The sequence below is a fragment of the Streptomyces sp. NPDC093085 genome (assembly GCF_040683935.1).
Classification (GTDB): Bacteria; Actinomycetota; Actinomycetes; order Streptomycetales; family Streptomycetaceae; genus Streptomyces.
Genome location: NZ_JBFBFB010000003.1, coordinates 69014 through 89772 on the forward strand (window position 1 = coordinate 69014; position 20759 = coordinate 89772).

At 71.8% G+C, this 20759-nt stretch carries 19 protein-coding genes; 4 read left to right on the top strand and 15 right to left on the bottom strand.

What is annotated here, in order from left to right; translation table 11 throughout:
- The first annotated feature begins 21 nt into the window (after nt 1-21).
- Genes tal through pgl form a run of 4 tightly spaced genes read left to right on the top strand, consistent with a single transcriptional unit; the run spans nt 22 to nt 4490 of the window.
- Nucleotides 22-1140: a transaldolase gene (gene tal / locus AB0O07_RS11115; protein ID WP_365630590.1), complete on the top strand. Its 1119-nt coding sequence runs from the start codon at nt 22-24 to the stop codon at nt 1138-1140.
- A 4-nt stretch (nt 1141-1144) separates the two neighbouring features.
- Nucleotides 1145-2677 carry a glucose-6-phosphate dehydrogenase gene (gene zwf / locus AB0O07_RS11120; protein WP_365630593.1) on the top strand — a complete coding sequence of 511 codons (1533 nt, stop codon included), beginning with the start codon at nt 1145-1147 and terminating at the stop codon, nt 2675-2677.
- Nucleotides 2674-3711, top strand: a complete 1038-nt coding sequence (gene opcA / locus AB0O07_RS11125) for a glucose-6-phosphate dehydrogenase assembly protein OpcA (protein WP_365630596.1) — start codon at nt 2674-2676, stop codon at nt 3709-3711. Before zwf ends, opcA begins: the two co-directional genes overlap by 4 nt.
- Complete coding sequence (pgl, locus tag AB0O07_RS11130; RefSeq protein WP_365630600.1) at nt 3708-4490, top strand: 6-phosphogluconolactonase; 783 nt, start codon at nt 3708-3710, stop codon at nt 4488-4490. The genes opcA and pgl overlap by 4 nt, the downstream gene beginning before the upstream one ends.
- Nucleotides 4491-4644: 154 nt before the next feature.
- Here pgl and AB0O07_RS11135 read toward each other — a convergent pair whose 3' ends face one another.
- The 15 genes from AB0O07_RS11135 to AB0O07_RS11205 all read right to left on the bottom strand — a co-directional run bounded on the left by AB0O07_RS11135 (nt 4645) and on the right by AB0O07_RS11205 (nt 20616).
- Complete coding sequence (locus tag AB0O07_RS11135; protein WP_365630603.1) at nt 4645-6255, bottom strand: PH domain-containing protein; 1611 nt, start codon at nt 6253-6255, stop codon at nt 4645-4647.
- Complete coding sequence (locus tag AB0O07_RS11140) at nt 6252-6761, bottom strand: PH domain-containing protein (RefSeq protein ID WP_365630606.1); 510 nt, start codon at nt 6759-6761, stop codon at nt 6252-6254. The genes AB0O07_RS11135 and AB0O07_RS11140 overlap by 4 nt, the downstream gene beginning before the upstream one ends.
- 4 nt (nt 6762-6765) lie before the next feature.
- On the bottom strand, nt 6766-8418 hold the full coding sequence (gene pgi, locus AB0O07_RS11145) for a glucose-6-phosphate isomerase (RefSeq protein WP_365631522.1): 1653 nt from the start codon (nt 8416-8418) through the stop codon (nt 6766-6768).
- 87 nt (nt 8419-8505) lie between these two features.
- A complete protein-coding gene (locus tag AB0O07_RS11150) occupies nt 8506-9717 on the bottom strand; it encodes an MFS transporter (protein ID WP_365630609.1) in 1212 nt (403 codons plus the stop codon).
- 210 nt (nt 9718-9927) lie between these two features.
- A complete protein-coding gene (locus AB0O07_RS11155) occupies nt 9928-10263 on the bottom strand; it encodes an RNA polymerase-binding protein RbpA (protein WP_078854845.1) in 336 nt (111 codons plus the stop codon).
- Nucleotides 10264-10443: 180 nt separating this feature from the next.
- A complete protein-coding gene (gene secG / locus AB0O07_RS11160; RefSeq protein WP_030353663.1) occupies nt 10444-10674 on the bottom strand; it encodes a preprotein translocase subunit SecG in 231 nt (76 codons plus the stop codon).
- A gap of 181 nt (nt 10675-10855) precedes the next feature.
- A complete protein-coding gene (gene tpiA / locus AB0O07_RS11165) occupies nt 10856-11650 on the bottom strand; it encodes a triose-phosphate isomerase (protein ID WP_365630612.1) in 795 nt (264 codons plus the stop codon).
- A 7-nt stretch (nt 11651-11657) separates the two neighbouring features.
- Entirely contained in the window at nt 11658-12869 is a 1212-nt protein-coding gene (locus AB0O07_RS11170; protein ID WP_365630615.1) for a phosphoglycerate kinase, read from the bottom strand.
- Between the two features lie 136 nt (nt 12870-13005).
- A complete protein-coding gene (gene gap, locus AB0O07_RS11175; protein WP_365630618.1) occupies nt 13006-14010 on the bottom strand; it encodes a type I glyceraldehyde-3-phosphate dehydrogenase in 1005 nt (334 codons plus the stop codon).
- Nucleotides 14011-14336: 326 nt separating this feature from the next.
- Nucleotides 14337-15326 (bottom strand): DNA-binding protein WhiA, encoded by a 990-nt coding sequence (gene whiA, locus AB0O07_RS11180; protein ID WP_365630621.1) that lies wholly within the window; start codon nt 15324-15326, stop codon nt 14337-14339.
- Complete coding sequence (yvcK, locus tag AB0O07_RS11185) at nt 15317-16351, bottom strand: uridine diphosphate-N-acetylglucosamine-binding protein YvcK (RefSeq protein ID WP_365630624.1); 1035 nt, start codon at nt 16349-16351, stop codon at nt 15317-15319. The genes whiA and yvcK overlap by 10 nt, the downstream gene beginning before the upstream one ends.
- The gene (gene rapZ / locus AB0O07_RS11190; RefSeq protein WP_365630627.1) at nt 16348-17286 is read right to left on the bottom strand and encodes an RNase adapter RapZ; all 939 of its coding nucleotides are present in this window, start codon (nt 17284-17286) and stop codon (nt 16348-16350) included. Before rapZ ends, yvcK begins: the two co-directional genes overlap by 4 nt.
- Nucleotides 17279-19363, bottom strand: coding sequence for an excinuclease ABC subunit UvrC (uvrC, locus tag AB0O07_RS11195; protein WP_365630630.1), 2085 nt, complete (start codon nt 19361-19363; stop codon nt 17279-17281). Before uvrC ends, rapZ begins: the two co-directional genes overlap by 8 nt.
- A 126-nt stretch (nt 19364-19489) precedes the next feature.
- Entirely contained in the window at nt 19490-19918 is a 429-nt protein-coding gene (locus tag AB0O07_RS11200) for a Rieske (2Fe-2S) protein (RefSeq protein ID WP_365630633.1), read from the bottom strand.
- A gap of 173 nt (nt 19919-20091) precedes the next feature.
- Entirely contained in the window at nt 20092-20616 is a 525-nt protein-coding gene (locus AB0O07_RS11205) for a MarR family transcriptional regulator (RefSeq protein ID WP_365630636.1), read from the bottom strand.
- Between the last annotated feature and the right edge of the window lie 143 nt (nt 20617-20759).

Below are 20759 nucleotides of genomic sequence, written 5' to 3' on the forward strand. Positions count from 1 at the left end.
ACTGTAGGAGATGCAAACCTCATGACAGACGCACTCAAGCGCCTCTCCGACGAAGGCGTCGCGATCTGGCTCGACGACCTGTCCCGGAAGCGCATCACGTCCGGGAACCTGTCCGAACTCCTCGACCAGTCCCACGTGGTGGGCGTCACCACCAACCCGTCGATCTTCCAGAAGGCCATCTCGGGCGGCGACGGCTACGAGGCCCAGCTCACCGACCTGGCGGCCCGCAAGGTCACCGTCGAGGAAGCCATCCGCATGATCACGACGGCGGATGTCCGGGACGCCGCCGACATCCTGCGTCCCGTCTTCGACGCGACGCAGGGCCAGGACGGCCGGGTCTCCATCGAGGTCGACCCGCGGCTGGCGCACAACACCGCGGCGACCATCGCCGAGGCCAAGCAGCTCGCCTGGCTGGTGGACCGGCCGAACACCCTCATCAAGATCCCGGCGACCAAGGCGGGCCTGCCCGCGATCACCGAGACCATCGCGCGGGGCATCAGCGTCAACGTCACGCTGATCTTCTCGCTGGAGCGGTACCGGGAGGTCATGGAGGCGTACGTGGCGGGTCTGGAGAAGGCCCAGGCCGCCGGGCTCGACCTCGCGCAGATCCACTCGGTGGCCTCCTTCTTCGTCTCCCGGGTGGACACCGAGATCGACAAGCGGCTCGACGCGCTGGGCACGCCGGAGGCGAAGGAGGCCCGCGGCAAGGCGGCGCTGGCCAACGCGCGGCTCGCGTACGAGGCGTACGAGGAGGTCTTCGGCTCCGAGCGCTGGGCCGCCCTGGACCGGGCGCAGGCCAACAAGCAGCGTCCGCTGTGGGCCTCGACGGGCGTCAAGGACCCCGCGTACAAGGACACCCTGTACGTGGACGAACTGGTGGCGCCCAACACGGTCAACACCATGCCGGAGGCCACCCTGGAGGCCACCGCGGACCACGGCCGGATCACCGGCGACACGGTGCGCGGCACGTACGAGCAGGCGCGTGCCGAGCTGGCGGCCGTGGCGAAGCTGGGCATCTCGTACGACGAGGTCGTCCAGTTGCTGGAGGACGAGGGCGTCGAGAAGTTCGAGGCGTCCTGGAACGACCTGCTGGCATCGACCGAGGCGGAGCTGAAGCGCCTCGCCCCTTCGGAGGGCTGAAACCTTGACCGCAACCCACGGAGCGAACCCGCTCCGTGACGCCGCGGACCGACGGCTCCCGCGTATCGCGGGGCCGTCGGGCCTGGTCATCTTTGGCGTCACGGGCGATTTGTCCCGCAAAAAGCTGATGCCTGCCGTCTATGACCTCGCCAACCGTGGTCTACTGCCGCCGGGGTTCTCCCTCGTCGGTTTCGCCCGGCGCGAGTGGCAGCACGAGGACTTCGCCAAGGAGGTGCACGACGCGGTCAAGGAGCACGCGCGGACGCCCTTCCGCGAGGAGGTCTGGCAGCAGCTCGTCCAGGGCATGCGTTTCGTCCAGGGCGTCTTCGACGACGACGAGGCGTTCGAGAACCTGAAGGCGACCATCGCCGAGCTGGACAAGGTCCAGGGCACCGGCGGGAACTTCGCGTTCTACCTCTCGGTGCCGCCGAAGTTCTTCCCGCAGGTCGTCCAGCAGCTCAAGAAGCACGGGCTCGCCGACCAGAAGGACGGCTCCTGGCGCCGCGCGGTCATCGAGAAGCCCTTCGGGCACGACCTGGCCTCCGCGAAGGAGCTGAACAAGGTCGTCCACGAGGTGTTCCCCTCGCACGAGGTCTTCCGGATCGACCACTACCTCGGCAAGGAGACCGTCCAGAACATCCTGGCGCTCCGGTTCGCCAACACCCTCTTCGAGCCGATCTGGAACCGGTCGTACGTCGACCATGTGCAGATCACCATGGCCGAGGACATCGGTATCGGCGGCCGGGCCGGCTACTACGACGGCATCGGCGCCGCCCGTGACGTCATCCAGAACCATCTGCTCCAACTGCTCGCGCTGACCGCGATGGAGGAGCCCGCCTCCTTCGACGCGGACGCGCTGGCGGCCGAGAAGACCAAGGTGCTGGGGGCGGTGAGGCTCCCCAAGGACCTCGGCGCCGACACGGTGCGCGGGCAGTACGCGGCGGGGTGGCAGGGCGGCGAGAAGGCCGTCGGCTACCTCCAGGAGGACGGCATCGACCCCCGGTCGAAGACCGACACGTATGCCGCGGTGCGGCTGGGGATCGACAACCGCCGCTGGGCGGGCGTGCCCTTCTACCTCCGTACCGGAAAGCGGCTCGGCCGCCGGGTCACGGAGATCGCGGTGGTCTTCCAGCGCGCGCCGCACTCGCCCTTCGACCACACGGCCACCGAGGAGCTGGGGCAGAACGCCCTGGTCATCCGGGTCCAGCCGGACGAGGGCGTGACGATGCGGTTCGGTTCGAAGGTCCCCGGCACCTCCATGGAGGTCCGGGACGTCTCGATGGACTTCGCGTACGGCGAGTCCTTCACGGAGTCCAGCCCGGAGGCGTACGAGCGGCTCATCCTCGATGTGCTGCTCGGCGACTCGAACCTCTTCCCGCGGGTGGAGGAGGTCGAGCTGTCCTGGAAGATCCTCGACCCGATCGAGGAGCACTGGGAGAAGCACGGCAAGCCCGCGCAGTACGAGTCCGGGACCTGGGGTCCGGTCGAGGCGGACGAGATGCTCGCACGAGACGGACGGAGCTGGCGCCGGCCATGAAGATCGACCTTACGGACACCACGTCCAGCAAGATCAACAAGGCCCTCGTGCAGGGGCGCCGGGCGATCGGCACCCCCGCCGTCGGCATGGTGCTCACCCTGGTCATCGTCACCGACGAGGAGAACGCGTACGACGCGCTCAAGGCCGCCGACGAGGCGTCCCGCGAGCACCCGTCGCGCAAGCTCGTCGTGGTGAAGCGGATCTCGCGCTCGGCGCGCGACCGGGCGCAGGCCCGGCTCGACGCCGAGGTGCGGGTCGGCGCGGACGCGGGCACCGGTGAGACGGTCGTCCTGCGGCTGTACGGCGAGGTGATGGACCACGCCCAGTCGGTGGTGCTGCCGCTGCTGCTGCCGGACGCGCCCGTCGTGGTGTGGTGGCCGGTGGACGCGCCGGTCAACCCGGCCAAGGACGCGCTGGGCAAGCTGGCGCAGCGGCGGGTGACGGACACGTACGCCGCCGTGCACCCGGTGGCGGAGCTGACGGCCCGCGCCGACGCCTACACCCCGGGCGACACCGACCTGTCCTGGACCAGGATCACGCCGTGGCGCTCGATGGTCGCGGCCGCCCTGGACCAGGTGGAGTGCTCGGTCACCTCGGTCGAGGTGGAGGGCGAGGAGCACAACCCGAGCGGTGAGCTGCTCGCGATGTGGCTGGCGAACCGGCTGCGGGTGCCGGTGCGCCGCTCGGTCTCCGGCGGGCCGGGTCTGACGGCCGTACGGATGGAGACGACCTGCGGGCCGATCACGCTGGACCGGGCCGACGGCTCGCTCGCGACGCTCTCCATCCAGGGGCAGCCGAACCGCGCGGTCGCGCTGAAGCGCCGGGAGACCTCGGAGCTGATCGCGGAGGAGCTGCGCCGGCTCGACCCGGACGACACCTATGCGGCGGCCCTGAAGTTCGGGGTGCACCGCCTGGGGGATCCGAAGTCGGACCTGCCGCCGCTGCCGACCCGGGAGGCGGGCTCCTCGGAGCACGCTCCGGCGCAGCCGATCACACCGGCGAGCATGCCGGTGCGGAAGGCGGCGTCGAAGTGAGCACCCCTCAGCTCGTCGTCCACCGGGACAAGGAGCTGATGGCGCAGGCCGCGGCGGCCCGGCTGATCACGAGGATCGTGGACGCCCAGGCCGCTCGCGGCTCCGCCTCGGTGGTGCTGACGGGCGGGCGGAACGGGAACGGGCTGCTCGCCGCGGTGGCGGCGGCGCCCGCCCGGGACGCGATCGACTGGTCCCGCCTCGACCTGTGGTGGGGCGACGAGCGGTTCCTGCCGGAGGGCGACCCGGAGCGCAATGTCACCCAGGCCAGGGAGGCACTGCTCGACAAGGTCGAGGTGGATCCCGCGCGGGTGCACGCGATGGCGGCGTCGGACGGTCCGTACGGCAGCGATGTGGAGGCGGCGGCCGCCGCGTACGCCGCGGAGCTGGCGGCGGCGGCCCGGCCGGAGGATCACGCCCAGGTCCCGTCCTTCGACGTGCTGATGCTGGGTGTCGGCCCGGACACCCATGTCGCCTCGCTCTTCCCTGAGCTGCCGGGCGTGCGGGAGACGGAGCGTACGGTGGTCGCGGTGCACGGCGCGCCCAAGCCGCCGCCGCTGCGGATCTCGCTGACGCTGCCCGCGATCCGCGCGGCGCAGGAGGTCTGGCTGCTCGCCGCGGGCGAGGACAAGGCGAAGGCGGCGGAGATCGCGCTCTCCGGGGCGGGCGAGGTGCAGGCCCCGGCGGCGGGCGCCCAGGGCCGGGCCCGCACCCTCTGGCTCCTGGACGCGGCAGCGGCCTCGGCCCTCCCCCGCGCCCTGTACCCTCCGGCGACCTCCTGAGCTCCCACCCCGGTATCCGCCCACGCGGCCCGGCTCGCCTTCCCGGCGGACCGGGCCGCGCGCGTGTGCGGGACCGGGTGCGGGCGGACGGCCAGGGGCGTACGGCGTGGACGCACGGGAACGGGCGTACGGGCGGCTGTACGGGGCTCGGGGATCAGCCCCGCCCGAGCTCCGGCTCCGGCTTGGGCTCCGGCCCGGTTTTCGGCACCGCGCCCGGCTCCGGCTCCAGGAATGGGGTCAGCAGGCCCGGTACGGCGGCCTCCGCGAAGGACAGGGCCTCGGCCTGGTCCGCGTCGCGGATGGGGTACGCGCCCTCCCCGGCCGCCGTCGTCGCCGTCAGGGTGACGAGCCCGGCCCGGCGCTGGAAGAGGGACTGTTTGACCGTCCAGCCGATCACCCCGGTCCGCTGGAGCGCCACCGTCGAGCGGCGTACGGTGCCCGCGCGGGCCACCAGATAGCCGCCGCTCAGACCATGGCCCAGATTGCGGTACGCGTCGAGCGCCAGCGCCACGGCGACCGGGGCGAGCAGGAGCGCGGACGCGGCGGCGGCCGGGAGGAGCGCGTCGGCCAGCAGGGCGCCGGCCGTCGCGAGCAGCGCCACCGGCGGGACGGTGCCGGCCAGCGCCCAGCGCACCCGGCGGGCGCGGGCGGCGGGCGGGTGCGCGGTGAGCCGGGCCCGCTCGGTCGGGGCGGCGTCCTCGCGGAGCACCCGCGCCGCCACCGCGTGGGCGACCGCGCGCGGGGCGGCGGGGAGCAGCGCCTTGGTGTCAGCGTGCTCGTCCTCCTCGTTCTGGGCGAGGCCGGTGGCGACGGCGTCCAGCCGCGCCGCCCCGGCGAGCCGGATGCCCAGTGGTTCGACCAGCTCGACACCGCGGAGCCGGCGCTCCTCGATGGAGACGGAGCGGGCGGTGAGCAGCCCCCGGCGGACCCGCAGGGTGCCGCCGGGCTCGCGCTCCAGCCGGTAGTTCCACCACATCTCGACCCAGAGGCCGAGCGCGCCGACGACGCCCGCCAGCCCGGCGGCGGAGATCACTAGAAGAATCAGCCAGCCGAGCGGGGTGTCCAGGAAGAGTTCGCGGGCCCAGTCGATCAGCCGGGTCTGCGCCCCGAACCACTCGCTGACCTGGAAGAGTCCGCCGGCCGCCGCGCCGCCGAGCACCGGGGCGACGAAGGAGAGCGGCGCGTACCGGATCCAGCCGGGCGCCAGGGCGGCGAGCGTGCCCTCGGGGTGGGTGACCGGTCCCCGGGGCGCCCGGTCGAGGAGTTCGGTACGGAGCCGTTCGCCCTCGGCGCGGGTGACCGGGTCGAGTTCGAGGGTGGATTCGCCGCCGCTCTGCTCGCCGGTGCCGATCCGGACCTTGACCAGGCCGAGGAGGCGGAGCAGCGGGTGGGCGGTGAGGTCGACGGTACGGATCCGGTCGCGGGCCAGCGAGCGGCGCTTGACCAGGAAGAGCCCGGTGTGGAGTTCGACCCGCTCGGGGCCGGTGCGGTAGCGGGTGCGCCGCCACCGTATGTACTCGCCGCCGGTGCCGAGGGCGACCAGGACCACGGCCCCGGCCACCACCAGGGCGACCGCCCGCCAGAGCGCCATCCGGCCGGTCATCCCGAGCGCGGCGGGCAGCCCGGCGCCGAGCACGACCCCGGCCAGTACGAGGGCGGTGACCAGCAGCGTCCGCCGGTCGAGCCGCTGCCAGGGCGCCTCGGCGGCCACGGACTCCCCCGTACCGGCGGGCTCCGGGCCCGGCGGCTCCGGCGGTACGGTCATGTCGCGTCCCCCGGCGTGGCCCCGGTGAGCTGGGTCAGCCGCTCGGCGAGTTCGGCGGCCACCTCGTGGTCCAGGCCCCGGATATGGACCGCGCCCTTGGACGAGGCGGTCGTGACGATGACCGTGGAGAGCCGGAAGAGCTGCTCCAGCGGGCCGCGTACGGTGTCCACGGTCTGGATCCGGGACATCGGCGCGATCCGCCACTCCTGCCAGAAGAAGCCGGTGCGGACATAGACGGCCTTGTCCGTGACCTCCCAGCGGTGGAGCCGGAACCACCATCCGGGTATCAGCGCCGTGCAGCCGAGGCCGAGCAGCGCGAGGACGGCCGCCGCGCCCAGCAGCCATCCCCGCGCGGGGGCGAGGAGGTCCAGGAGCAGCGCGGGCGTGGCGAGCACGGCGGCCGGCCCCGCGGTCAGCACCAGCCACTGCGCCCGCCACCAGCCGACGGCCCGGCCGTCCAGCGTGTTCCTCGGCGGCCTGAGCCGCCGCGCCCCCTCCTCCCCCATCGGCTCAGCGGCCCCGCAGCGAGCGGTACTTCGCGGCCAGCGTCGCGGTCGAGGCGTCGAGGTGGTCGCCCGCCTCGTCCCCGGTGAGCACGGGCTCGATCTTCTTGGCGAGGACCTTGCCCAGCTCGACGCCCCACTGGTCGAAGGAGTCGATGTTCCAGACGGCGCCCTGGACGAACACCTTGTGCTCGTAGAGCGCGATCAACTGGCCCAGGACGGACGGGGTCAGGTGTTCGGCGAGGATGGTGGTGGTCGGGTGGTTCCCGCGGAACGTCTTGTGCGGCACCAGCTCCTCGGGCACCCCCTCGGCCCGTACCTCCTCGGGCGTCTTGCCGAAGGCCAGCGCCTGCGTCTGGGCGAAGAAGTTCGCCATCAGCAGGTCGTGCTGGGCGACCAGCCCGGGGAGCAGGTCGTCCACGGGCCGGGCGAAGCCGATGAAGTCGGCCGGGATAACCTTGGTGCCCTGGTGGATGAGCTGGTAGTAGGCGTGCTGCCCGTTGGTGCCGGGGGTGCCCCAGACGACAGGCCCGGTCTGCCAGTCGACCGGATTGCCGTCCCGGTCCACGGACTTGCCGTTGGACTCCATGTCGAGCTGCTGGAGGTAGGCGGTGAACCGGGACAGGTAGTGGCTGTACGGCAGGACCGCGTGCGACTGGGCGTCGAAGAACCCTCCGTACCAGACGCCCAGCAGCCCGAGCAGCAGCGGCGCGTTCTCCTCCGGGGGCGCGGTGCGGAAGTGCTCGTCGACGAGGTGGAAGCCGTCGAGCATCTCGCGGAAGCGGCGCGGGCCGATCGCGATCATCAGGGAGAGCCCGATGGCCGAGTCGTACGAGTAGCGCCCGCCGACCCAGTCCCAGAACTCGAACATGTTCGCCGTGTCGATACCGAAGTCGGCGACCTTCTCGGCGTTGGTGGAGAGCGCCACGAAGTGCTTGGCGACCGCCTCGGGGCCGAACCGCCCCTCGGTGAGCAGCCAGTCGCGGGCCGAGGTGGCGTTGGTGATGGTCTCGATGGTGGTGAAGGTCTTGGACGCGACGATGAAGAGGGTCTGCGCCGGGTCCAGGTCCCGTACCGCCTCGTGGAGGTCGGCGCCGTCCACGTTGGAGACGAAGCGGACGGTGAGGTCGCGGTCGGTGAAGGAGCGCAGCACCTCGTAGGCCATCGCGGGGCCGAGGTCGGAGCCGCCGATGCCGATGTTGACGATGTTGGTGATGGGCAGGCCGGTGTGGCCGGTCCACTCGCCGTGCCGGACCTGGTCGGCGAAGGCGGCCATCCGGTCGAGCACCGCGTGGACGGCGGGGACGACGTTCTCCCCGTCGACCTCGATCACCGCGTCGCGGGGGGCGCGCAGCGCGGTGTGCAGGACGGCGCGGTCCTCGGTGGTGTTGATCTTCTCGCCCCGGAACATCGCGTCCCGCAGCCCGGCGACCCCGGTGGCGGCGGCCAGCTCGCGCAGGAGCGCCAGTGTCTCGTCGGTCACCAGGTGCTTGGAGTAGTCCAGGTACAGGTCGCCCACCTGGAGGGTGTAGTTCGTGCCGCGCGCCGGGTCGGCGGCGAACAGCTCCCGCAGTGAGGTCCCGGCCAGTTGCTCCCGGTGCTTGCCCAGGGCGCTCCACTCCGGCGTCCGGTTGAGCCTGGTACGGCTTTCCGCGTTCATCTCGGACATCAGCCCACTTCTTCTCGTGCCTGCGTGCCTGCGTGCCTTGTGCGCCCGCGTGTTTCAGTCCCCACTGTCGCTCCCAACTTAATTGATCAGAGGGCCGAGCGAGGCGAGAGCCAGGACGAAGAGTCCGGCGCCGAGCAGCGCGGGCGCGTTCAGCCCCCACGCGGTGGCGACGGCCCCGGCCAGCAGCGCGCCGAACGGCGCCCCGGCGGTCGAGAGAGTCCGGAAGACCGAGCTGATCCGGCCGAGCATCTCCTGGGGTGCGGACTCCTGCATCAGGGTGGTCTGGCTGACGTTCCACACCATGTTCATGGTGCCGAAGACGGCGAGGAACAGGGCGGGCGCCCAGATCTCCCGTACGGTGCCGAGCGCGACCAGGCAGCCGACCTGGACGGCCCCGGCGAGGAACACGGCCCGCACCCGCCCGATCCGTTCGCCGAGCCGCCCGGCGACCAGCCCTCCGGCGACGCTCCCGGCCCCGAAGGCGGTGAGCGTCAGCGCGTACGCCCGGTCGCCGCCGTCCAGCCAGCCTGTGACATGGAGCACCAGGGTGGCGATCAGCCCGCCCATCGCGATGTTGCAGAGCGTCGTGGCCAGGCAGAGCCCGCGCAGGGTGCGCTCCCGGGCCAGGAACCGGATCCCCTGGGCCATCTCCCCGCGCAGGGTGGAGCCCGCCTTGCGGGGCGGTCGCTCCGGTGCGGCCGTCCGCAGGGAGGCGATCAGCAGGGCGGCCACCCCGTAGGTCACCGCGTTGGCGGCGTGCGGCACGGCCACGCCGACGACGAGCAGCACCGGGACGAGCGGGGCGGCGAGGAAGCCGCCCGCTATCTGCTGTCCGGTCATCACCCGGGCGTTGGCGGCGGCGAGCGCGGGCCGCGCCACGAGGGAGGGCAGCAGGGCCGTGGCCGCGTTGTCGAAGAGCGTCTGGAGGGTGGTGAGGAGGAAGGCGAGCGCGAGGAGCAGCGCGATCGAGGCGTGGCCGAGGGCGACGGCCCCGGCGAAGGCGGCCATGAGCGCGGCGCGCACCAGGTCGACGCCCCACATCGCGCGCCGCTGGTCGACCCGGTCGGCGACGGCCCCGCCGAGGAGCCCGAAGAGCAGCCAGGGCAGATAGCCGCAGGCGGTCACCGAGGCGATCAGCAGCGGGTCGTCGGTGAGCGAGGCGGCGAGCAGCGGCAGGGCCGCCGTCCGCAGCGCGTCACCGAACCGGGAGACCACCGCGGCCGACCAGAGCCGCCCGAACCCGCCGCGCCACGCGGGCGCGCGTACCTCCACCGCCTCGACAGCCGTCATCGCGGCCCCCCTTCACCCGTTCCTCGGTCCGTCCCGATCTCTCCGGATCGGTCTCTCCGGTTCGATCTCTTCAGACGGTAAGGGGTGGCACTGACAATGCCGCCGGCGCGCGAGTGCACGGGAGATGCGGCAGGGGTGAGCGGCAGGGGTGAAGTACCGCGGAAAAACGGTTCGGCCGGACACGTGACACGTGTCCGGCCTGAGAAGGATTCAGAGTTCGCCGCGGAGTTTGGCGAGGGCCTCGGCGAGAATCGCTTCGCCGTCCGCGTCGCTGCGCCGCTCCCGTACATAGGCGAGGTGCGTCTTGTACGGTTCGGTGCGCGGCGGGTCCGGCGGATTGTCCCGGTCCTGTCCGGCCGGGAATCCGCAGCGCGGGCAGTCCCATGTCTCCGGAACCTGCGCGTCGCTGGCGAAGCTCGGCACCGTCTCGTGCCCGTTCGAGCACCAGAAGGAGATGCGCAGGCGGGGCGCGGACTCGCCGCGCTCGGCCTCACCCATCGGGCCAGCTCCGACCCGGCTTCCCCGGATCGCGTTGCCACTTGCCACGGTCGTAACTCCCTGCGTGATGGTGCCGCGAAACTTCGATGGGCAGCTCCGCTGCCGGGCGCCCCAGTCTACGTAAGGCCCAACGCGCGTCCAGTGAAGGGAGTTACCCTCCTGCCGCCGGTCGTGCCACCCATGATAGGCCGCGTTTCCGGCGCCGTACCGCAGTCGTGGCGGCGCCGGCTAGCTGTCCAGCTTGAGGACGAGGCCGAGCACCACGATGCACGCGAACCAGAGCAGACCGACGACCACGGTGATGCGGTCGAGGTTGCGCTCGGCGACCGAGGAGCCACCGACGGAGGACTGCATTCCGCCACCGAACATGTCGGAGAGGCCGCCGCCCTTCCCCTTGTGCATCAGCACCAGCAGCATCAGCAGCAGGCTGAAGACGATGAGGGCGATCGAGAACCCCATAACCACGGCTGGACCAACTTCCTCGGACGGATCAGGATCAACAGGATCAGAAAGACTGATATTCGGCAGTACAGATAAAACGTAATGACCGACGGGGGCCGCAGGGTATCTCCCGCATTACCGCACCGGAAATGCCCACGCGACCCCCGCCAGGGTACGACGGATCCGCGTCACCGCATACTTACTGGTCGCGGAACCTGACGATCTTGACGAACTCGTCGGCGTCCAGCGCGGCGCCGCCCACCAGCGCCCCGTCCACATCGGGCTGCGCCATGATCGCGGCGACATTCCCGGACTTCACCGAGCCGCCGTACTGGATCCGGACCCGGTCGGCGAGCTCCTGGCCGTAGAGCTCGGCCAGCCGGCCGCGGATCGCCCCGCAGACCTCCTGGGCGTCCTCGGGGGTGGCGACCTCGCCGGTGCCGATGGCCCACACCGGCTCGTACGCGATGACCACGGACTCGGCCTGCTCGGCCGGGACGTCCTTCAGCCCGCCGTCGAGCTGGGCGAGGGTGTGCGGGACCTGGCCGCCGGCCTTGCGGACGTCCAGGCCCTCGCCGACACAGAGGATCGGGGTGAGGCCGTGCCGGTACGCGGCCTTCACCTTGGCGTTGCAGACCTCGTCCGTCTCGCCGTGGTACTGGCGGCGCTCGGAGTGGCCGACGGCCACGTACGCACACTTGAGCTTGGCCAGCATGGGCCCGGAGATCTCGCCGGTGTACGCCCCTGAGTCGTGTGCCGAGATGTCCTGGGCGCCGTACTTGATCTTGAGCTTGTCGCCGTCGACCAGCGTCTGCACGGAGCGCAGGTCGGTGAAGGGCGCCAGGACGGCGACCTCGACGGCGTCGTAGTCCTTGTCGGCCAGCGCGAAGGCGAGCTTCTGGACGTGCGCGATGGCCTCAAGGTGGTTGAGGTTCATCTTCCAGTTGCCCGCCATCAGCGGGGTGCGGCCGGTCTGCTCGGTCGTTGCGGTCATGAAGTGTTCAGTCCTCCAGTGCGGCGAGGCCGGGAAGGGTCTTGCCCTCAAGGTATTCGAGGCTGGCTCCGCCACCGGTCGAGATATGACCGAAGGCGGCCTCGTCGAAGCCGAGGATCCGGACGGCGGCGGCGGAGTCGCCGCCGCCGACCACGGTGAAGCCCGGCGCGTCGACGAGCGCCCGGGCGACGGCCCGGGTGCCGTCGGCGAAGTCGGGGTGTTCGAAGACGCCCATGGGACCGTTCCAGAAGACGGTCTCCGCGTCGGCGAGCTTCTCCGCGTAGAGCCGGCCCGTCTCCGGGCCGATGTCCAGGCCCATCTTCCCGGCCGGGATGGCGTCGGCGGGGACCGTCTCGTGGGCGGCGGGCGCCTTGGTCTTCAGGTCGGGGAAGGCGTCGGCGACCACGATGTCGACGGGGAGCACGAACTCCACGCCCCGCTCCTTCGCCCGCTCCAGATACGCCTGTACGGCGGGGATCTGGTCCTCCTGGACCAGCGAGGCGCCGATCTCGTGGCCCTGGGCCTTGAGGAAGGTGAAGACCATGCCGCCGCCGACCAGGATCCGGTCGGCCTTCTCCAGCAGGTGGCCGATGACGGCGAGCTTGTCGGAGACCTTGGAGCCGCCGAGCACGACCGCGTACGGCCGCTCGACGTCGTCGGTGAGCTTCTTGAGGACGCCGACCTCGGTGGCGATCAGATCCCCGGCGGCGTGCGGCAGCCGGGCCGGCAGATCGTAGACGGAGGCGTGCTTGCGGTGCACGGCGCCGAAGCCGTCGCCCACGTACAGGTCGGCCAGTCCGGCGAGCTGGTCCGCGAAGGCGCCGCGCTCGGCGTCGTCCTTGGCGGTCTCCCCGGGGTTGAAGCGGAGGTTCTCGATGACCGCGACCTGGCCGTCGCCGAGGCCGGCGACGGTCTCCCGCGCGGAGTCGCCGACCGTGTCGGTGGCGAAGGCCACCTCGGTGCCGAGGAGTTCACCGAGGCGGCGGGCGGCGGGGGCGAGCGAGAAGGCCGGGTCGGGGGCGCCCTTGGGGCGGCCGAGGTGCGAGGCGACGATCACCTTGGCGTCGGCCGCCGCGAGCTTGGCGATCGTGGGCGCCACGGCACGGATCCGGCCGTCGTCGGTGATGGTCGTACCGTCGAGCGGCACATTGAGGTCGGCGCGGACGAATACGCGCCGCCCCGCGACCCCTTCTGCGAGGAGTTCGTCGATCGTCTTCACGGGTGCTGGGCTCCTTGGGTTCTCTGGACAGACAGAGCAAGAGGGCTCGAACGGCGCCATCACGCGCGCCGACCGAGCCCTGTCGCTCATATCGCGGTGCCTACGCCTTCCGGCGCCGTACGCAGCGGCCCTGGGATCAGAGCCGGCTGCCGACGAAGACCGTCAGGTCGACGAGGCGGTTCGAGTAGCCCCACTCGTTGTCGTACCAGCCGATGATCTTCACGCTCTTGCCCTGGACCATGGTCAGGGAGGAGTCGAAGGTGCAGGACGCCGGCCAGTTGACGATGTCCGAGGAGACGATCGGGTCCTCGGTGTAGTCCAGGTACCCCTTCAGCTCGCCCTCGGCGGCCTTCTGGAACGCGGCGTTGACCTCTTCCTTGGTCACCGCGCGCTCCGTCTCGACCACCAGGTCGGTGACCGACCCGGTCGGGACCGGCACACGCATGGCCATGCCGTTGAGCTTGCCGGACAGCTCCGGGATGACCACGCCGAGCGCCTTGGCGGCACCGGTGGACGCCGGGATGATGTTCTCGGCGGCGGCGCGGGCACGGCGCAGGTCCCGGTGCGGGAAGTCCTGGAGGCGCTGGTCGCTGGTGTAGGCGTGGACCGTGGTCATCAGACCCGAGACGACGCCGAAGTTCTCCAGGAGCACCTTGGCCATCGGCGCCACACAGTTGGTGGTGCAGGAGGCGTTGGAGATGATGTTGTGCTGCGCCGGGTCGTACTTGTCCTCGTTGACGCCGAGCACGATGGTGATGTCCTCGTCGGTGGCCGGGGCCGAGATGAGGACCTTCTTGGCGCCACCCGCGATGTGCTTCTCGGCGTCGGCCTTCTTGGTGAAGATGCCGGTCGACTCGATGACGATGTCGACGCCCAGCTCGCCCCAGGGGAGGTTGGCCGGGTCGCGCTCCGAGAGCACCTTGATGGTGTGACCGTCGACGGTGATGGTGTCGTCGGTGTGGGTGACCTCGGCCTTGAGGCGGCCCAGGATGGTGTCGTACTTCAGCAGATGCGCGGTGGTCGCGGTGTCACCCAGGTCGTTGACAGCCACGATCTCGATGTCAGCACCCTGCTCCAGCAGCGCGCGGAAGTAGTTACGACCGATGCGGCCAAAGCCGTTGATGCCTACGCGGATCGTCACGAACCGATCTCCTCGTTGGTACGCCGGGTTTCGACGCCGGCGAGCTGTATGGGATGTCCCCGACCGCTTACGACCCTACCCCTCCGAGGCCCGGCGGGTGACATCGCCCGGTGCCGGAAAACGCGGCGGCGGGACCCGGTGCCGCGTACGGGCGGCGGCCGGGTCCCGCCGGGGGCCGCCGGTCACATATGAGGCGGCTGGGGCGCATATGAGGAGGGGGCTCCGGGAGGCGTACGGAGCCCGCCCGAGGGGTGCGCCGAGGGGGCGGAAAGGGGTGCTTCGCGCCTTCACTCAGGGGGCGGACAGGGGCGCTGCCAGGGGTGTGCTCATCCGACGAGACCGTCGGCGAGTTCCTCGCTCAGATTGGACTCCGTGCCGGGGATCCCGAGGTCCTGGGCCCGCTTGTCGGCCATCGCCAGCAGCCGCCGGATCCGGCCCGCGACCGCGTCCTTGGTGAGCGGCGGGTCGGCGAGGGCGCCCAGCTCCTCCAGGGACGCCTGCTTGTGTTCCATCCGGAGCCGCCCCGCCGCCGCGAGGTGTTCGGGCACCTCCTCGCCGAGGATCTCCAGCGCGCGCTGGACCCGGGCGCCCGCCGCGACCGCCGCGCGGGCGGAGCGGCGCAGGTTGGCGTCGTCGAAGTTGGCGAGCCGGTTGGCGGTGGCCCGGACCTCGCGCCGCATCCGGCGCTCCTCCCAGGCGAGCACGGACTCATGAGCGCCGAGCCGGGTGAGCAGGGCGCCGATCGCGTCGCCGTCCCGGACGACCACCCGGTCCACCCCGCGCACCTCGCGCGCCTTGGCGGCGATCTGGAGCCTGCGGGCGGCGCCGACCAGGGCGAGGGCGGCCTCCGGGCCCGGGCAGGTGACCTCCAGCGAGGAGGAGCGGCCGGGTTCGGTGAGCGAGCCGTGCGAGAGGAACGCGCCGCGCCAGGCGGCCTCCGCGTCACAGGTGGCCCCCGAGACCACCTGGGGCGGCAGCCCCCGGATCGGGCGTCCCCGGCCGTCGACCAGGCCGGTCTGGCGGGCGAGCTGGTCACCGCCGGTAATCACCCGGACGACGTAACGACTGCCCCGGCGGAGACCGCCGGGCGCCATCACGACGAGCTCGGAGTTGTGGCCGAAGATCTCCAGGATGTCCTTGCGGAGCCGGCGCGCGGCGATGCTGGTGTCCAGCTCCGCCTCGATCACGATGCGTCCGCTCACCAGGTGGAGCCCGCCCGCGAACCGAAGGATCGCCGAGACCTCCGCCTTCCTACAGCACGTCCGGGTGACGGGGAGGCGGGCGATCTCGTCCTTCACCGCTGGCGTCATCGCCATGGGCCGATCCTTCCATGCATCCGAAAAATACGGTCGTACGCGGCTGCCAGCAGCTCCGGGTCGTGCCGGGGGGAGCTGCCGGCCGCGGCCACCGGCGCCAGCTCGACGGCGGCGCCGAACCGCTGGGCGGCATCGGAGAGAGATTCGCTGTCGGGCACGGCGGCCTGGTCGGCCAGGACCACGTCCAAGGCGAGTTTAGGGGCGTGTCGCCCCAAAACCTCCAAATGACGCTGCGGGGAGAAGCCTTCGGTTTCGCCGGGTTGCGGAGCGAGGTTGAGCGAGAGGACGCGGCGGGCCTTGGTCTCGACGAGCGCGTCGAGCAGTTCGGGCACGAGCAGGTGCGGGATGACCGAGGAGAACCAGGAGCCGGGGCCGAGCACCACCCAGTCGGCGTCGAGTACGGCGGCGACGGCCTCGGGGACGGCGGGCGGGTCGTTCGGCACCAGGTGGACGGATTGCACCTCGCCGGGGGTGAGCGCCACGGTCGCCTGGCCGCGTACGGTCTCCACCTCGTCCGGGCGGGCCGGGTCGTGGCCCCGTACCAGGGCCTGGAGCTCCAGCGGTACGGCGGACATGGGCAGCACCCGGCCGTGCGCGCCCAGCAACTTGCCGACCAGGTCGAGCGCCTGGACATGGTCGCCGAGCTGCTCCCAGAGCGCGACGATCAGCAGATTGCCGACCGCGTGTTCGTGCAGCTCGCCCTGGGACTGGAAGCGGTGCTGGATCACCCGGGCCCAGGTCTGGCCCCAGTCGTCGTCGCCGCAGAGCGCGGCGAGGGCCTTGCGCAGGTCGCCCGGGGGCAGCACGCCGAGCTCCTTGCGGAGCCGGCCGCTGGAGCCGCCGTCGTCGGCGACCGTGACGACCGCGGTGAGGTCGCCGGTGATCCGGCGCAGCGCGGCGAGCGAGGCGGAGAGCCCCATGCCGCCGCCGAGCGCGACGACCTTGGGCTGGGCCGCCGGGCCGCGGCCCCCGAGGGCGGGGATGCCCCGGCGGAGCCGGCGCAGACGGAAGGTGCGACCGGTCACTCGCGCCCCATGTCCCGGTGGACGACGACGGTTTCCATGCCTTCGGAGCCGAGCCGGGCGCCGAGCTTCTCGGACATGGCGACGGAGCGGTGCTTGCCGCCCGTGCACCCCACGGCGATGGTCACGTACCGCTTGCCCTCGCGGCGGTATCCGGCGGCGATGAGCTGGAGCAGCTCGGTGTAGCGGTCCAGGAACTCCTTGGCGCCGGGCTGGTTGAAGACGTACGCGGAGACCTCGTCGTTGAGCCCGGTGAAGGGGCGCAGCTCGGGGACCCAGTGCGGGTTGGGGAGGAAGCGGCAGTCCACGACGAGGTCGGCGTCGACCGGCAGGCCGTACTTGTAGCCGAAGGACATGACGGTGGCCCGCAGCTCCGGCTTCTCGTCGCCGGCGAACTGGGCGTCCATCTTGGCGCGGAGTTCGTGGACGTTGAGGCTGGAGGTGTCGATGACGAGGTCGGCGTCGCCGCGCAACTCCCTGAGCAGGTCGCGCTCGGCCTCGATGCCGTCGACGATCCGGCCGTCGCCCTGGAGCGGGTGGGGGCGGCGTACCGACTCGAAGCGGCGGACCAGGGCCTCGTCGGAGGACTCCAGGAAGACGATTCTCCGGGTGACCTGTTTGGCGTCGAGGTCCGCCAGGGATTCGCGGAGGTTGTCGAAGAAGCGCCGGCCGCGCACGTCGACGACGACGGCGATCCGGGCCACGTTCCCCTGCGAGCGGGCGCCCAGCTCCACCATGGTGGGGATGAGCGCGGGCGGCAGGTTGTCCACGACGAACCAGCCGAGGTCCTCCAGGCACTTCGCCGCGGTGGAGCGGCCCGCGCCCGACATGCCGGAGATGATCACCAGCTCGGGGATGGCGGCCTCGCCGGCCTCCCCGTTCTCCTTGGTGGTGCCCGTACTCACGTGCCCTGCTCCGTCCCGGTCGTGCTCAGTCATGCGTGGTGCCCCCGTCGTCTTCCATGATCTCGCCTGTCGCCGTGTTCACGGCGGGTGCGGGCGGGGCCGCCGCGGCCAGTGCCACGGCGACGGATTCGGCCGTCTTGCGGCCGACCCCCGGCACCTCACAGATCTGGTCGATTGTCGCCTGCCGGAGCCGCTTCACCGAGCCGAAATGCTTGATGAGTGCCTGTTTACGGGAGTCTCCGAGGCCCGCGACATCGTCCAGCGGGCTCGTCCTGACCCGTTTGGCCCGCTTCGCGCGCTGATAGGTGATGGCGAAGCGGTGGGCCTCGTCGCGGACCCGCTGGAGGAGGTAGAGGCCCTCGCTGGAGCGGGGGAGCACGACGGGGTCGCTCTCGCCGGGCAGCCAGACCTCTTCGAGGCGCTTGGCGAGGCCGCAGACGGCGATGTCGTCGATGCCCAGCTCGTCCAGGGCCCGCTGGGCGGCGGCGACCTGGGGCTGTCCGCCGTCGACCACGAGGAGCTGCGGCGGGTAGGCGAAGCGCCTGGGCCTGCCGTCGTCGGCGCGCTCGGCTCCTTCCCCGGCGCGCGCCCCGTCCGGTTCGGCCCCTGTCTGCTGCCCGTCCGGTTCGGCCGCCGCCTGCTGTCCGTCCTGTTCCGACCACTCCCCCGTCTTCTCCTTCTCCAGGAGGTAGCGGCGGAAGCGGCGGCTGATCACCTCGTGCATGGAGCGGACGTCGTCCTGGCCCTCGCCGTGCCAGACCTGGGTGTCGCCGACCCGGCCCTTGATCTGGAAGCGGCGGTACTCGCTCTTGCGGGCGAGGCCGTCCTCGAAGACGACCATGGAGGCCACCACGTCGTCGCCCTGGAAGTGGGAGATGTCGTAGCACTCGATACGGAGCGGCGCGCTGTCCAGGCCCAGCGCCTCGGAGATCTCCTCCAGCGCCCGGGAGCGGGTGGTGAGGTCGCCGGCCCGCTTGGTCTTGTGGAGGGCCAGCGACTGCTGGGCGTTCCGCCCGACGGTCGCCATCAGGTCCTTCTTGTCGCCGCGCTGCGGGATCCGCAGCGAGACCTGGGCGCCCCTGCGCTCGCTCAGCCACGCGGTGAGGGCGTCGGTCTCCTCGGGGTCCGACGGCAGCGCGGGGACCAGCACCTCCTTGGGCACGGCGTCGCCGCGCTCCTCCCCGTAGAGCTGCTGGAGGGCGTGCTCGACCAGGCCGGCGGTGTCGACGGCCTCGACCTTGTCGGTGACCCAGCCGCGCTGGCCGCGCACCCGGCCGCCGCGCACGTGGAAGATCTGGACGGCGGCCTCCAGTTCGTCCTCGGCGACCGCGATCAGGTCGGCGTCGGTGGCGTCGGCGAGCACGACGGCGTTCTTCTCCATCGCGCGGCGCAGGGCGGCTATGTCGTCGCGGAGCCGGGCGGCCTTCTCGTACTCCATCTCCTCGGCGGCCTCGGTCATCCGCCGCTCCAGACGGCGGATGTACGTACCGGTCCGTCCGGCCATGAAGTCGCAGAACTCGACGGCCAGTTCGCGGTGGTCCTCGGGGGAGATCCGGCCGACGCAGGGCGCGGAGCATTTGCCGATGTAGCCGAGGAGACAGGGGCGGCCGGTGCGCTCCGCGTTCTTGAACACCCCGGCGGAGCAGGTCCGTACGGGGAAGACCCGCAGCATCAGGTCGACGGTCTCGCGGATGGCCCAGGCGTGTCCGTACGGGCCGAAGTAGCGCACGCCCTTCTTCTTGGCGCCGCGCATCACCTGGACGCGCGGGAATTCCTCGCCGAGGGTGACGGCGAGCGACGGATAGCTCTTGTCGTCGCGGTACTTGACGTTGAACCGGGGGTCGAACTCCTTGATCCAGGAGTATTCGAGCTGGAGCGCCTCGACCTCGGTGGAGACCACGGTCCACTCGACGGAGGTGGCGGTGGTGACCATCGTGCGCGTGCGCGGATGCAGGCTCGCCAGGTCCTGGAAGTAGTTGGCGAGCCGCTGCCGGAGGCTCTTCGCCTTCCCGACGTAGATCACCCGGCGGTGGTCGTCGCGGAATTTGTAGACCCCCGGCGAGTCGGGGATCTGTCCCGGCTTGGGGCGGTAGCTGGAGGGGTCGGCCATGTATCCACCCTACTGTCGGGCACTGACAGCAGAGCCTTCGCGCGCACGGGAATCAGCGGCTCGCGGGGGCCGGCGACCGGCTCGTTCCGGGTCTGGGGCGGCTCGTTCCGGGGGCGGGGGCGGCGCTCACTTCTCGGGGCCCGCGACGAGCTTTCCGCCCTCTTCGCGGACGGGCACGGCGAGGAGCGGGACGGTGGCCGGGCCGTGCAGCACCTCGCCGGTGGTGACGTCGAACTTGGAGCCGTGGCACGGGCAGTCGCCGACCGTGCCCTCCAGCTCGCCGAGGAGGCATCCGGCGTGGGTGCACTGCGCGCTGAACGCCTTGTACTGCCCCTTGGCCGGGCAGCTCACCACGACGCGCTGCTCCTTGTAGAGCCTGGCGCCGCCCACCGGTACGGCGGAGGCCTCGCCCAGGTCGACCGGGGCGGTGGGGGTGGGTGTCTCGGCGTGGCCGAGCTTGGACTCGGTGGAGCAGGCGGCCACCCCCAGCCCGGCCGCGCCGGCGAGCGCGGCGCCCTTCAGCACGGTACGGCGAGGGGCGGACGGGCCGGGCATGGTGTCTCCACTGGTCTGGGGGGTGACTGGTTCGGGGGTGAGCTGGTCGGGGTGATCGAGGCGATCAAAGGGGGCGGTGACATTCGTGACGATACCGGGGCCGTTCCGGCGGCGGGCCGGGGGGCACCTCAGGGGTGGATCAGGGGGCGGGGCAGGGGTGGATCAGGGGCGCCTCAGGGGCTTTCGCCCGCCTCGCCCGCCTCGCCCGTCGCGCCCGCCTCGCCGGCCGGGGTCCCGCGCCGGCCGGCGATCCGGCCCAGCACCTCGACCGTGTGCCGGATCCGCTCCGGGGCGACCCCTTCGAGGCTCCGTGCGAGCAGCGTCTGGGCCGCCCGGTCGAGCCGGGCGAGGGTGTCGAGTCCCTTGCCGGTGGGGGCGACCCGCTGGGCCCTGCGGTCGGCCGCCTCCGCCACTCGTACCACCAGGCCCTGCCGCTCCAACTCCCTGACCTGCCGGGTGACATGCGGGGCGCGGACGCCGAGCTTCTCCGCGATCCGGCCGATGCGCAGGGGTTCGCCCTCGTGCGCCAGGACCCGGAGCAGCGCCACGCCCGCGCGGTCGACCGGGGCGCCGGCCATGCTCACCAGGAGTTCATGGGAGCGGGGGCGGGTGATGTCGTACGCGAGGGCGCTGAGCAGCGCCTGGAGTTCGGCGATACCGGCGGCGGCCGCGCGCTCGCGGGCAGGGGAACCGTCCATCCGCCCCATGATGCCGGTTCCGGATGGCCGAAGAAGCACTTGCCCCATACACGCATCCAGGGGTAAGAATACTTTAGGTAACTAATGGCGAAGGGGTGCCCGCCCCGTCCCGGCGTCCGAGCCGCCCCGGACGCGGTGCGCTC